Here is a 14,257-nt window from a genome sequence, read left to right on the forward strand (position 1 = left end):
ATTTTGGAAAGTGAATCGGCTTCGACGAGTGAGTCTGAATCGATTTTGACTAGTGAATCCGAATCTCTTTCAACAGCGGAAAGCGAATCGACTTCGATCCTAGAAAGCGAGTCAGCTTCGACGAGTGAGTCTGAATCAGTTCTGACAAGCGAGTCCGAATCACTTTCCATGGCCGAGAGTGAATCAACCTCGATCCTCGAAAGCGAGTCTGTATCAACGAGTGAATCTGAATCGATTTTGACTAGTGAGTCGGAATCTCTTTCGACAGCCGAGAGTGAATCGACATCTGTTCTAGAAAGCGAGTCAGCTTCAACAAGTGAGTCTGAATCGGTTCTGACTAGTGAGTCGGAATCTCTTTCGACAGCCGAGAGTGAATCGACTTCGGCTCTAGAAAGCGAGTCAGCTTCAACAAGTGAGTCTGAATCGGTTCTGACTAGTGAGTCGGAATCTCTTTCGACAGCCGAGAGTGAATCGACTTCGGCTCTAGAAAGCGAGTCTGTTTCAACAAGTGAGTCGGAATCTCTTTCAACAGCGGAAAGCGAATCGACTTCAATTCTCGAAAGCGAGTCAGTTTCTGCGAGTGAGTCTGAATCAGCTCTGACAAGCGAGTCCGAATCACTTTCCACGGCCGAGAGTGAATCGACCTCGATCCTCGAAAGCGAGTCTGTATCGACGAGTGAATCTGAATCGATTCTAACTAGCGAATCCGAATCTCTTTCAACAGCCGAGAGTGAATCGACCTCGATCCTCGAAAGCGAGTCTGTATCGACGAGTGAGTCTGAATCGCTTTTGACAAGCGAATCCGAATCTCTTTCAACAGCGGAAAGTGAATCGACTTCAATTCTCGAAAGCGAGTCAGCTTCGACAAGTGAGTCTGAGTCGGTTTTGACAAGCGAATCCGAATCTCTTTCAACAGCCGAGAGTGAATCGACGTCTGTTTTAGAGAGTGAGTCTGGATCGACTTCGACAGCAGAAAGCGAATCGACGTCTGTTTTAGAGAGTGAGTCTGAATCAACCTCAACGGCAGAAAGCGAATCGACTTCTGTTTTGGAGAGTGAATCCGAGTCTACTTCAACAGCAGAAAGCGAATCAACTTCGGTTCTAGAGAGCGAGTCTGAATCGACTTCAACGGCAGAAAGCGAATCAACGTCTGTTTTGGAGAGCGAGTCTGAATCGACTTCAACAGCAGAAAGCGAATCAACTTCTGTTCTAGAAAGCGAGTCTGTCTCAACCAGTGAATCCGAATCGACCTCAACAGCAGAAAGTGAATCAACCTCCGTTCTGGAGAGCGAGTCTGAATCGACCTCAACAGCAGAAAGCGAATCAACCTCTGTTCTGGAGAGTGAATCCGAATCGACCTCAACAGCAGAAAGCGAATCAACTTCGGTTCTAGAGAGCGAATCCGAGTCTACTTCAACAGCAGAAAGTGAATCGACGTCTGTTCTAGAGAGCGAGTCTGAATCGACTTCAACGGCAGAAAGCGAATCAACTTCTGTTCTAGAGAGTGAATCCAAATCGATCTCAACAGTCGAAAGTGAATCAACCTCCGTTCTGGAGAGTGAGTCTGAATCGACCTCAACAGCAGAAAGCGAATCAACTTCGGTTCTAGAGAGCGAATCCGAGTCTACTTTAACAGCAGAAAGTGAATCGACGTCTGTTCTAGAGAGCGAGTCTGAATCTACTTCAACAGCAGAAAGCGAATCGACGTCTGTTTTGGAGAGTGAATCTGAGTCTACTTCAACAGCAGAAAGCGAATCAACCTCTGTTTTGGAGAGTGAATCCGAATCGACTTCGACAGCAGAAAGCGAATCGACGTCTGTTCTAGAGAGTGAGTCTGAATCGACTTCAACGGCAGAAAGCGAATCAACTTCTGTTCTAGAGAGTGAGTCTGAGTCGACCTCAACGGCAGAAAGCGAATCAACTTCTGCTACGATGAGTACCTCTGGCTCGAATAATATTGATTCCGGAACCTCTGGGTTAGTTAACGGAGGCACAGGCGATACCGTGAATACTGGTGTGAACGGTGTATCTGGTATTTCAGGCTTCGCTGGTGCTTCAGATACACCTACATCCACAACAACCGTTAATGAAAATAGCGGTGGTAGTGGCGATGCTATTAGTAATAATGCAACAGCGCTGCGTAGTGGTGGCGATGGTGATCGCGTTTCTGGTAGTGAAAACCAGAATAACATGGGAATGATTGCCAATCGGGTTACTGGCAATGGATCAACCAATGACCAGAATGGCCGTTTGACTGGTGTTCCTGAAGATCACACTAGCAAATTGGCAGGAAATACTGCCAACCAAAGTGACACCGAAGATCGTCATGTTACAACCGGGCATACTGCAACTAGTCATACTGACGCCAACCACACTACGGATCAGGACTTACCTCAAACTGGTGAGCAGAATACCGGTGGAGCAACCTCGGTACTAGGTTCAATTTTGTTGGGATTCTTGGGATTACTTGGATTTAAGCCGAAACGAAAACGCGACGACTGATTTCTAGGTTAAATGATGGTAATGGCTCTTTCGCCCCCAAATAGGTGAAGGGGCCATTATTGGTGTCAGCACAAGGCCTGAAGTAACGGTATGGTAAAATGATAACGGACATTGTCTTTCGGGCTTTTCTAGATAATTAGTAGAAACAGTAATTAAGAATGAAAGCGGGAAAATCCAGCATGAATTATTTTGTTGATATCGATTTAGGTGGTGCCATCACGGGCATTGAAAAGGCTGAATTTAACCGATTACGATTATTTCAGCAGGCGGGACTACCGGCCAGAATCGTCTATCTAACGTATAAACCGCGATTACATGAATATGCCAAGAAATTTGGTATTCAAGGTGTTAGTTTTTCCATTTATGATTATTTTCAGCGTACGCAGGAATACGCTGATTTTGGTCATTTTGATTGGCGGCATTATTGGACAGAGACTTGTCATTACAATCTTCAATTTATTGACGGGGTTGCTGACATTCGGATTACCGATGAGAATGGGCTTTTCATTATGTATGCCTGTTTTTATGATGCAGCGTATTCACGATTGAATTACGTCAACTACTTTGACAAAAACCATGTTAAGATTCGGCGTGATATTTATGACAGTCGTGGTTTTCTGAGCTGTACGTGTCTCCTGGCCGAAAAGGATTTGATCAACACGGAACTTTATTATGATCAAAAAGGAAAAGTTCGCATTATTAAGCAGTATCTTATCGCGAATGGCAAGTCCTTTTTGCGAGAAATTACAGTGAAAGATTATCAGCATCACGACTATTATTTCGGTAATGAAGATGAGTTCCGCACGTTCTTTTTTGATTCGCTTTATCAACCTGGCGATACGTTTTTTGCTGATCGGAATAGTAAAATGGGCGTTGCGTTTAGTCATACCAAGCCAGAGGTCCGAGTTGTCGCCGTCTTTCACAGCACGCATGTCCGTGCGGATGAGAATCCGTTGACCGGATCGTTGAAATTTGGTGGCTATGAATACACGTTGGATCATGCCGCTAAAATCTCACGGATTGTGGTGTCAACTGAGCAACAACGCTTGGACCTTGAACGGTGGTTACCTGGTTTGCCGCCAGTAGTTAATATTCCAGTGGGGTTTGCAGTGCCACAGCCGGTGGATGATACAGACTTTACGCAGCGTAATCCCCATCGCATTATTTGCGTTGCCCGGTACTCGCCAGAAAAGCAACTCCTGCATCAGCTTCGAGCGGTCGAGCGACTCGTTCCCGAGTTTCCCGATATCGAGCTACATTTGTTGGGGTACGGGGGCCGAGTCAGAGTCCAATTACAGAAGTATATCGATGACCATCAGCTCAAAGACCACGTGTTTCTGCGTGGATTCCAACGAGACTTAACGGCCGATTATCGGCAGGGAGCGCTTGCACTTATGACCAGTAGGGAGGAAGGATTTTCCTTGGCAACGCTAGAGTCTCTGAGCTATAGTGTCCCTGTAATCAGCTACGACATTAACTATGGGCCCCGTGAGATGATTGTAGATGGCCAAAACGGTTTTTTAATCCCAGCGGATGACCAAGAAGCGCTGTATCAGAAGATGCGGTTATATCTTGGCGATCGGAATCTACAGCTACAAATGATGCGCAATTGTCGGCCGTTGCTTAAACGATACTCACCAGTGCGGATTATGCGACGGTGGCAAAAGTTGGTTCAAAATTTGAAATAGAAAATATCCAAAAACAGCAATCTGTGGGGCACTTATCATGCCCGATGGATTGCTGCTTTTTTAGAGGCGTGTTTTGTTGAAGAACTAGAAAATCGTTAAATATAACTGGATAAACAATGACCCCATATTCAAAAATGTGTGCATAACGTCTAAATTGCTATAAAATGCTGATTTGACGGTGTTCATAGCGTATAAAAATAAAATAAATAAATTTATAGGAAAACCTGTAAACGACATTAAAAGTGTTGTATAATGAACACAAGCAAAGGAATTAGATTTGAACGGAGGTGCTATCTTATGTCAGTATTAACTATGATTTTTGCACAACATGGGGTTCAATTTTTTATAAGGTTAATGATCTACTTGATCCTCTGGAGCCTGGTGCTCATCTTCCGGGTAATCAATCGCAAGAAGACGCAGAAGCGTATGGCTGCGCAGACGGAATATATGATGGCACATACCGAAAAGAGCGCCGATGGTAAATATCCGTGGGAATTGTAATCCTAGAAATTAAACTTAACTTTAAAAATGGGTGATCGCTAAAATTCTTGAGGCGGTCACTTTTTTAGTAACTGGTTAAAATAATTGATGGTAAAATATAAGGTAAGGCTAAAGCGATGGCAGACTAGCCTGAGTACCGGTGTTACGCCATTCAGGCTGGTCACGATTTGCCGGCAAACGCGTGACAGAATTACGCTTAAAGAAGGACAGAGAGATGAATTATTTTGTAGACATTAGTGTTGGTCCCACGATTTCTGGTATTGAGGAGGCTGAGTTCAAACGATTGCAGTTGTTTCAGCAAGCCAAGATACCAGCGACAATCGTGTACTTGGGCTATCAGTCGCGGCTGCATGAATACACGAAGAAGTTTGGTATTCAAGGTCATAGCTTTTCAATGTATGATTATTTCCAGGGATCACGGCAATATGCCGAATTGAAACACTTTGATTGGCGTCATTATTGGGAGAATGATTGTCATTATCATTTGGAAAATGTCCCCGGGACCTTCGATATTCGGATCATGGATGAAAATGAGTTATTCATTATGTACGCGCATTTTCTCGATGCGGCTTACTCGCGGATCGATTATGTTAACTACTTTAACCCTAATCGTGCGAAGATTCGGCGGGATGTTTATGATGTCCGGGGGTTCTTGAGCCGGACTAGCTTACTTGCCGAACAGGATACCATCAATACGGAACTCTACTTTGATCAACATCAACGGGTTCGTATCATGAAACAGTACAAACGGGTGGACAATAAATCACTGTTGCGTAAAATTACGCTCAAAAATTATCATCAGCGGGATTACTTCTTTGATACCGAGGGAGAATTTCGAACCTTTTTCTTAAATGAACTTTATCGTTCGGGGGACGTGTACTATTGTGACCGTAATAGTGCAATGGCCAAGACGTTTCACGAACTGCGCCCAGAGATCGCGACGTGTGCCGTCTTTCACAGTACGCATGTGCGCGTGGGCCAGGACATCCTGACGGGGACCTTGAAAGCCAATATTTATGATTACACGTTGGCCCATCCAGAAAAGCTCAGCCGCATTGTGGTGTCGACTGAACAACAGCGCCGTGATTTGTTAGCGCGGTATACGACGTTACCACCCGTAGTGACTATTCCGGTGGGGTTTGCGATGCCGCAACCAGTTGATTTTACAGCGCGCAACCCGCACCGAATCATTAGTGTTGCCCGATATTCACCTGAGAAACAGTTGCTTCATCAAGTGAAGGCCGTTGAACGGTTAGTGGCTGAATTTCCAGATGTCGAACTTCATTTACTGGGGTCCGGTGCCAAGATTGAGAAGGTCTTGCGCGATTATATTCGTACACACCATCTGACAGAGCACGTGTTTCTGCGGGGGTTCCAGACGGATCTGACCGCCGATTACCAACGGGGGGCGCTGGCCTTGATGACCAGTAAAGAAGAGGGCTTTTCACTAGCAACACTAGAAGCGTTGAGCTTTAGCGTGCCAGTGATTGCTTACGACATCAACTATGGTCCCAGTGAAATGATCACGGATGGTGAAAATGGTTTCCTAGTCCCGGCGGATAATCAAGAAGTGCTCTATCAGAAGATTCGGACGTATTTAGGCAATCGGGACTTGCAATTGAAGATGATGGCGAACTGTCAACGACTATTGGCGCCATATGCGCCGTCAGTCGTTCAGCGGAAGTGGCAAGATTTCGTCCAACACGTCACGCAAGACTAAGTTGGGAAACGGTTGAGGCCAGTGGCTTGCCGTAAAAATTTGGGGGAATTAAATATGTTCAAGGTGCTCCGACGAATTCTGTATCTAATCATTTTAGCGGCAGTCGTGTTCTTCGTGGTCAAGGGTATGACTAAGGTCAACATTTCACTGTTTGGGAATCACAATTACTACCAGCGGTCTAAGGGGACCAGCACGAACGATGGTTTAGTCAATCAGAAAACTTATTCACAGGCCAAGCTTAAACAATTAACGACGATTACGCATGGAACGCGATATTCTGGGAATACCAGTCTGGATAAGGTTGCCACCGAGTATTCTTATAAGCTGGCGGGCCATACCATTAATAACTTCATGGGCCGTGATGGCGTCCTACAACTCTACAATGAATCGTCTTTTATGTCGGATAAGATGGTCAGAGACGCCGCTGACTATTGGAATACCTTAGCGGGAACCAAAATTGTCGAAGTCGTTAAGACGGCTAAGGCTAGCGATGAAGTCATCCATGATGATCAGGAACAAAATAAATACGGTATCGGTGGTCAAACCTACAATAATATGGGGATGCTCTTCTATCCACGTAATTGGGGAGTGACCGGATTAACGGCCCGTGGCAGGAACAATTGGAAAGAAGCCATTTTACTGCGAGAGATTGGTCATGCGCTGGGAATTCCGAACCTCGGCGGCGGAAAAACGGGGATTAACGATCGTAATGCAAATAAGAAGACAACGGACTTTATGGGTAACTGGGGGGTCGAACTGCCTGCCGCACCGTTGGCAAATCAGCATGGCATCACCAGCACACCGGTGGACGCCGCAGCACTGACGATTGCGGGTATCGCATGGCCACGACCACAGAAGCTAGCCAATTGGGTGTTCACGACGCCGAAGGCCACGGTCAATTATGACAATGGAAAAATTGTTTCGACAATTCCTAAGCCTTAGGATTGGTAGGACTGAGGATGATTCCTTGGTCCTTTTTTTGACAGGTTAGAGTTAACGGAACTTCAGGTAGTCAAGGGGGATCTAAATCACACGAGTTTAAGCAAATTATATAACGTTACACTTTTTAATATTTGTAAGCTAAGTGACGCAACTATAGGTTTTTACTTTAATAATTACTGCATTAAATTGATGGAATCAGGCAGGGAGTATTTACACAGTCTATAAACTGTTGTATCCTTGATTATACGCAAATGGTAGCGCTTAAGTAATCGTTGGTGGTTCTGGCTAAATACAACGATTTGGTTTTGCTGCTGGATAATGTGAAAAAAGAATCATTGACGATAGCAATTGGTTTTATTAATAAAACTAATTAGGTATACTTAGATTAGTTTAAACTTTGTTGATGGATAGCTCAGTTGACTAAAAATGGGTGAAATTCCTTCGCAATGAGGATGGGAGTGTGACACCGTGTATTATTTTATTAATGAGTACCTGTTACAAAAAAATTCAAGTGTTGAACATACGGCAATGAATCGGGTGAAATTATTTAATCACTACAAAACCCCCGCCAAGATCGTGACGAAGATTTATGATCGACTCTTGCACCAGACCATTAGTAAATTTGGTGTCGCTGATGATCAGGTTATGAACATGTTTGATTACTTTCAGGGGCTTACTGATTCAGGTGCCCCCAAGTTTGTGACCACAGATAAATTGAATTTGCCAATTGAATATGAAGTGAACGTTGGGGCAAACTTCAGTGGGGTCTTTGATGGCGATCGACTAATCGCCAACGTTGGTTTTATTCCGGGCACCATTGGTCGGGTCTTCTATCAAGAGTTTTTTGACCAGCTAGGTAATCGTGTCGGAACTGACCTCTGGGATTGGCGAGGGTTCAGGTCGGCGACACAATATTTCGGGCAGAATGGCCAGTTGATTTCGCAGCGTTACTATCGTGCTGATGGGCAAACGGCAATTGAGGAATACTTTACTCAAAGTACTGAGGGTAAGCCATTGACGTCACGGATGATCTTAAAGAACTATCAGGGTGAGGGTGACCGCTTCTTCCAGAACGCGGATGACCTGTTTACCTTTTTCTTAAATGAATTGAGTAAACAAGATCCCGAACGGACGACGTTCATCGTCGATCGTCCTGGAACGGGGGTCAATCCCTTGCTGGCGTTGGATGACAATTCGCGTAAATACGTTTACGTCCCGATTAACCATGCGGTCAGTCCCAATGATCCGATTCATGCGGATCTCGATGGCTTCCTGGCCCCAGCATTTGAACACTTCAGTCATTTCGATGGCTTCATTACAGGTACGCCCCAGCAGGCAGCCAATTTGAGCACACGTTTCCCTAAAGCACCAGTCTTCTCAATACCTGCGGTGACTACGTTGCCAACCTCAAAGGAAGAAACACGGGAAGTGGTGCCTAGCGAACGACTGCCGCACAGCGTCATCTATGTTGGTCGAATTGCTAAGGATAAGCAGATTGAACAGCAACTCCGCATGTTCGCACTGGTTAAGGACCGGGTTCCAGATGCCACCTTTACCTTATTTGGCTATGGCAGTGCGAAATACGTTGCGGATATGGAGAAGTTGGCACAAGAATTGAATCTTACAGCGAGCGTCACGTTTAAAGACTATGTGCCCGACCTGAACGAACAGTATGATCATTATCAAGTCATGACCAACATGTCACTAGCAGACGGTGGTCCCTTGGCGATGTTAGAAGCCATGATCCATGGTATTCCAGCGGTCAGCTATCGGTTCAACTACGGGCCCACCGATTTTATTGCGGATGGCAAGGACGGTTATCTAATTGCACCGGGGCAAGCCCTGGCTATGGCGGATAAGGTTGTTGATCTATTGCTAGATGAGCAGAAACTAACGGCGTTCAGTCACGCTGCGTATGTCAAAGCGCATGACCAATGGACGCGCCGAAAAGTTTGGAACCGGTGGCAGAAGGAATTGAAGAGCGAATAGCAAGCTGGTTAAGGGAGGTTCGAGTAGATGTATTATTTTTTGAATGATAACATGCAGTACTCAAAATCAGGAATTGAACATGCGGAAATCAATCGATTACACTTGTTTAAGCAACACCACGTGCCAGCAAAAATTGTGACGCGAATTTTCTCTATGGATTTGACGAACATCTTGCGACAATCTGGGATTCAGCGTGAAAATTTTGTGAATCTCTTTGAATTTTTCTGTGGTAGTACCCAAGTTGCAAGTCAGTCGTTCACGATGAATGAGTTTTCTTTGCCGGCCAATACGACCACGACTCGTAAGGACGATCAGTTACAGGTCTTTGCGCAGGGAAAGATGCTCATGATCATCTATTTCCGTAAGCAATCGAACGAGATTAGCAATGTCCAGTACTTCGACGTTAACGGCCGAACCGTATCGATGGTTTGGTGGGATGTGCGGGGATTCAAGTGTCTCGAACAGTTCTTTGATCTTGAGGGGAAGATTTCTCAGGAACAATACTATGGTCCAGATGGCCGCGTTCACTTGGAAAAGAACCATTACCTCAATCGTGGGGGCAAAGAGTGTTTGTCATGGCGTGTCTTGAATTATCGGAACAGTAGCTGGGTCTTTGGCGGTATGAATGAATTGACCCGTTTCTTCTACGATGAATTGAATGGGCTGGACCAGCACAACGTCTTTATTTGTGACCGGACGGTTGAATGTGATTGGGGGTTATTCCACATGCAGACGCCGGCGTTCAAGGTGCTTCATCTCCACAATGATCACGTGAGCGACCCGAGTGACATGCTGCATTCACCATTAAATAATAATTACACGAACGCACTGAATAACTGGGCAAAGTGGGATGCGGTCATTTCGGCGACACCGGAGCAAACAGAAGATGTGGCTAACCGGTTTGGAAGTGATATTCCAGCCTTTACGATTCCAGTCGGTTATGTTTCGGACAAGGAAATTGCTGCACCGCACCAAGACTTTACTGCCCGGCAGAAGAACCTCATCGTGCACGTCGCGCGACTCGCACCTGAAAAACAACAGAACCATTCGATTCAGGCTTTTGCCCAGGTTCATCAACAGTTCCCAGACGCGCGGCTTGAGCTTTGGGGGTATGCAAACGGTGATATTGAACAACAACTTAAGCAACAAGTGGCCGATGCCGGTTTGCAGGACGTGATCACTTTTAAGGGCTACACGAGTGATATCGATGCCGTGTATGACCGTGCACAGATCGGAATTTTGCCTAGTCGTGCTGAAGGTTTCTCACTGACACTGCTTGAGGCGCAATCTCATGGTGTCCCAATGGTTGCCAATGATGTGAAGTATGGTCCTAGTGATATTATTCAAGATGGGGTCACGGGAATCCTGACGGAAGATGGCCAACCGCAACAATTGGCGGATGCCCTGATTAAGTTACTGGGAAACCAAGAACTTTTGAAGACTTACAGTGCCGCAGCATACGAAAATGCCAAGCGCTACTCGGAGGACGCCGTCTTTGAGAAGTGGCAACAGTTATTGGATTATTTTGATAGTTTAGAACGCGAAAAGGCCGCTGTTTAAACGGTTTCGACTGGTTGCCGTCAAGAACTTATCTGAAGTTGTTGGCGGCTTTTGGGTAAAGAGGTGTGAAAAATGTTGTGGAAACGGCTGATGCAGTGGGGGTTAGCGGCTGCGAGTCTGTCTCTAGTCGTACTGGGGATGACGGGATTAAATGGGCGTGAGAACCCGCAACCAGCGGCGAAGCAGTCCATAAAACAAGACTACCAGCGAACAGCAACCTATAGTCCGCCGGGTGGTCGGATTGACCAACACATCTATTCTCAAAAGCAGTTGCGGGCCTTAACGGCAATCACACATGGCAGTCAGTACCGGGGGAATACGAGCTTAGATGCCGTAGCGACCCAGCATGTTTACCAGTTGAATGGCCGTAACCTGGCGAATATTGTGGGGAACGACGGGGTTCTACAACTGTACAATGACTCCCATTTTATGACGACCCGGATGGTGAAAGATGCCGCTGGGTTTTGGAATCGCGTGGCAGGAACGCAAGTGGTTGAGGTGGTTGCTCATCCGGACCAAAGCGATGAGATTATTCATGATGGTAAGCGTACGCAGCCGGTACTCGGTGGTCAGACGTACAACGGTAAGGGAATCTTGTTCTATCCTGGCAATTGGCGAATCCAGAACTTGTCACAGCGTAATCAGCAAAATTGGAAGGAAGCAGCGCTAATCCATGAAATTGGTCACGCATTGGGCATTCCTCATTTGGGTGGGGGACCATTAGGGACTAATGCTGCTAAAGCAGGTGTGGCGACGGTCGAACTTATGGCAGTCTGGTCTGTTGGTCGAGCAGGGTCGCCGCCTGAAAATGAGTTGGGGGTCAAAAGTACGTCCATGGATGCCGCAACTTTGGCTTTAGCCGGATTAAGCTGGCAGCATCCTCGTCGACTGGCGGGCTGGGTATTGCAAACGCAGCGTGTCGTTTTATATGACAACGGGCACCTCACAACGATTAATAAATCAAAATAAAATAAAACGACTGAACTAGTTAGATGACTTGAATTATCTAATGGTTGCAGTAGGCCTTTAACGTAGAAGACGGGTATTCTGAAGAGTAATGGCGTAGACGTAATTATAGATGGGGTGGCGAACGTGAATTATTTTGTCAATCAGAATTTGGGAATGAATTTAACCGGGATTGAAAAAGCGCAATTGAACCGCTTGGCGTTATTCAAAGCGGGAGGGATGGACGCTAAAATTCTGACGGTGGGTTTTAATACGCGCTTGCATGAGAATGCGCGTCGCTTTGATGTGGCTGGTCGCTGCTTTTCGATGTATGACTACTTTCAAGGCGTAATGGATGATGAAACGGTGACGACGTTTGATTGGATTGCGTATTGGAAAAAGTGTGGATTTACTTTGAAATATATTCCAGAGACCAAGGATGTCCGCGTGTTTGCGGCAGATGGGCAATTTTTGCTGTACGCGCGGTTCTATGATCAACAGTATCGGTCAATCGAGTACTTGAACTATTTTGATCAACACCATGCTAAAATCAAGCGAGAATTGTTCGATCAGCGTGGTTTTTGCAGTCAGGTGATCTACTTGGCGGCAATGCAGAAGATTCAAGCGAGGGTTTATTTGAATCGTCAGGGGCAGGCCTGCTTGGAAGAACTGTACGATTCCGACCAGAAGTTAGAGTCGACACTACGGCAGATTATTGTGCATAGTCGTGAGGGCCGAGATTACTTCTTTAATACGCAAGCGGAACTACAGACGTTCTTTTTTAACACACTCTATCAAGCTGGGGATGTCTACATCAGCGACCGGAATTTAAAGTTAGCCGAGACCCTCAGCAAGACGGATACGAACGTTAAAGTTTGTGTTGTCTTCCACAGTACGCATGCGCAGAGCCAAACGGACGTCATGGGATCTCGTATCAAGAGCCATTATCGCTTTATGTTGGAACACATCACGGATTTCGACCGCTTTATCTGTTCGACTGAATATCAGAAGCGAGACCTCTTGGAACGCTTTCCAGACTTGCCGGTCGTGGCGATTCCTGTAGGCTTCACGCAGCCACAAGTCCTCGCACCAGAGAAGCGACAGGCCAATCGAATAATTGGGGTTGCACGTTATTCGCCAGAAAAGCAGGTGATGCATCAGGCTGTGGCGATTTCTAAGTTAGTGGCAGAGTTCCCAGACGTTCAGCTGCATCTGTTTGGCTATGGCAGCCAGGAAAAGGCCCTACGAGACTTTATTACAGAACATCATTTGGAAAAAAATATTTTCTTGCGTGGGTTTTATCCGGATCTGACGGCAGAATATCAGATGGCCTCTTTAGCTTTGCTGACGAGTCGCGAAGAGGGGTTCTCACTAGCGACACTCGAAGCCCAAAACTTTGGTGTGCCCGTCATCAGTTACGACGTCCGCTATGGGCCAAGTGAACTGATTCAGGATGGGACCAATGGCTTTTTGGTGACCGCCAACGATCAAAATGAATTATATGAAAAAATACGAGATTATTTGCGCCAGCCGGACTTACAAGAGCAGTTTCGACGTGAAAGTCTAGCCACTGCTGAAAAATTCTCTGCAGCGGCCGTCACGAAGAAATGGCAAGATTTAATTCGCAGTGTGTTAGCTGATTGAGTTAAGCTAGCTACCTAAAGAACCCAGCACACCTAATTGGGGTGTGCTGGGCTCTTTTTTTTGGACAAAATTAGCAGGAGTTGAATTGATGAGTCGATACTTTATTTTGCTTACTAAGCAGCCATGATATTTATAGTAATCCGTATGAATAGTGGAATTGCCGCACAATGAATAGCGTGGGTAAAACTAAAAATCGTCAAAATAACTAAAAAAAGTCTTGTTACACTTTTGAAGAAGTGGAGTAGAAAATAAATATTACTTACAAACTTTATAAAAATAAGGGGGAGATGTTAGTTGCAATAAACTAAAAAATATGGCCAAATAACTATTCACCAGTTTTGCCAAAGTGGACAGATTTTTTAATTAAAATATAATTTTAAAGTATTTTTAAAGCTCAAAATAAAGCAAACACCGTTAATAATAAAAGCCTTCTACGCTACATATATTGGCTGTTTCAAGCGATTATGGACTAACGAAACATTAGTGATCAGCAATAAACAAAAATGTGAATATTTTAATTTAAAAAATCGTTTATACCAAATACCACCTATACCAATTTGTATTGGAAGATATAAATAGTCTATATATGAAATTTGTGATAAACTCGTAAGCGAAATGATATTGTTTTACACTACTCACGTTTCACTATAACAATTGGTATATGCCAATTAGACTTTGGTCTAGAACTATTTTCAGACTAATAGTCGGGGGAGTACAGTGCATTTTAGTCAGTCATTCATAAAGGAGGACATTAAAAGTGAAATTT

General features: G+C 45.2%; 9 protein-coding genes and 1 pseudogene. 9 read left to right on the forward strand and 1 reads right to left on the reverse strand.

All coding sequences use genetic code 11. The features are described from left to right. Positions 1-1,994: pseudogene (locus tag FAY32_RS11970) on the reverse strand (hypothetical protein); the annotation flags it as partial. Positions 1,995-2,004: 10 nt separating this feature from the next. Between FAY32_RS11970 and FAY32_RS11975 the strand changes: the two are divergent. From FAY32_RS11975 to FAY32_RS12015, 9 genes are all read left to right on the forward strand, one after another. After that, on the forward strand, positions 2,005-2,502 hold the full coding sequence (locus tag FAY32_RS11975; protein ID WP_158727590.1) for an LPXTG cell wall anchor domain-containing protein: 498 nt from the start codon (positions 2,005-2,007) through the stop codon (positions 2,500-2,502). A 179-nt stretch (positions 2,503-2,681) separates the two neighbouring features. Next, on the forward strand, positions 2,682-4,190 hold the full coding sequence (locus FAY32_RS11980; RefSeq protein ID WP_143463664.1) for a glycosyltransferase: 1,509 nt from the start codon (positions 2,682-2,684) through the stop codon (positions 4,188-4,190). Positions 4,191-4,487: 297 nt separating this feature from the next. Continuing rightward, the gene (locus tag FAY32_RS11985; RefSeq protein WP_143463665.1) at positions 4,488-4,691 is read left to right on the forward strand and encodes a hypothetical protein; all 204 of its coding nucleotides are present in this window, start codon (positions 4,488-4,490) and stop codon (positions 4,689-4,691) included. Between the two features lie 214 nt (positions 4,692-4,905). Beyond that, the gene (locus tag FAY32_RS11990) at positions 4,906-6,411 is read left to right on the forward strand and encodes a glycosyltransferase (RefSeq protein ID WP_143463666.1); all 1,506 of its coding nucleotides are present in this window, start codon (positions 4,906-4,908) and stop codon (positions 6,409-6,411) included. A gap of 54 nt (positions 6,412-6,465) precedes the next feature. Then, positions 6,466-7,353: a zinc metalloprotease gene (locus tag FAY32_RS11995; RefSeq protein WP_143463667.1), complete on the forward strand. Its 888-nt coding sequence runs from the start codon at positions 6,466-6,468 to the stop codon at positions 7,351-7,353. A 468-nt stretch (positions 7,354-7,821) separates the two neighbouring features. After that, positions 7,822-9,342: a glycosyltransferase gene (locus tag FAY32_RS12000; protein ID WP_143463668.1), complete on the forward strand. Its 1,521-nt coding sequence runs from the start codon at positions 7,822-7,824 to the stop codon at positions 9,340-9,342. A 27-nt stretch (positions 9,343-9,369) separates the two neighbouring features. Beyond that, positions 9,370-10,902, forward strand: coding sequence for a glycosyltransferase family 4 protein (locus FAY32_RS12005; RefSeq protein ID WP_143463669.1), 1,533 nt, complete (start codon positions 9,370-9,372; stop codon positions 10,900-10,902). A gap of 72 nt (positions 10,903-10,974) precedes the next feature. Then, positions 10,975-11,871 carry a zinc metalloprotease gene (locus tag FAY32_RS12010; protein ID WP_225428343.1) on the forward strand — a complete coding sequence of 299 codons (897 nt, stop codon included), beginning with the start codon at positions 10,975-10,977 and terminating at the stop codon, positions 11,869-11,871. A gap of 123 nt (positions 11,872-11,994) precedes the next feature. Continuing rightward, positions 11,995-13,491, forward strand: coding sequence for a glycosyltransferase (locus FAY32_RS12015; RefSeq protein ID WP_143463670.1), 1,497 nt, complete (start codon positions 11,995-11,997; stop codon positions 13,489-13,491). Positions 13,492-14,257: the final 766 nt, after the last annotated feature.

The sequence above is a fragment of the Levilactobacillus enshiensis genome (assembly GCF_007115095.1).
Lineage (GTDB): Bacteria > Bacillota > Bacilli > Lactobacillales > Lactobacillaceae > Levilactobacillus > Levilactobacillus enshiensis.

Bases quoted from the DNA above. Each gene is read 5' to 3' on its own strand.
- FAY32_RS11995 (WP_143463667.1), top strand. From the start codon at position 6,466: ATGTTCAAGGTGCTCCGACGAATTCTGTATCTAATCATTTTAGCGGCA.
- FAY32_RS12005 (WP_143463669.1), top strand. From the start codon at position 9,370: ATGTATTATTTTTTGAATGATAACATGCAGTACTCAAAATCAGGAATT.
- FAY32_RS12010 (WP_225428343.1), top strand. From the start codon at position 10,975: ATGTTGTGGAAACGGCTGATGCAGTGGGGGTTAGCGGCTGCGAGTCTG.
- FAY32_RS11980 (WP_143463664.1), top strand. From the start codon at position 2,682: ATGAATTATTTTGTTGATATCGATTTAGGTGGTGCCATCACGGGCATT.
- FAY32_RS11985 (WP_143463665.1), top strand. From the start codon at position 4,488: ATGTCAGTATTAACTATGATTTTTGCACAACATGGGGTTCAATTTTTT.
- FAY32_RS11990 (WP_143463666.1), top strand. From the start codon at position 4,906: ATGAATTATTTTGTAGACATTAGTGTTGGTCCCACGATTTCTGGTATT.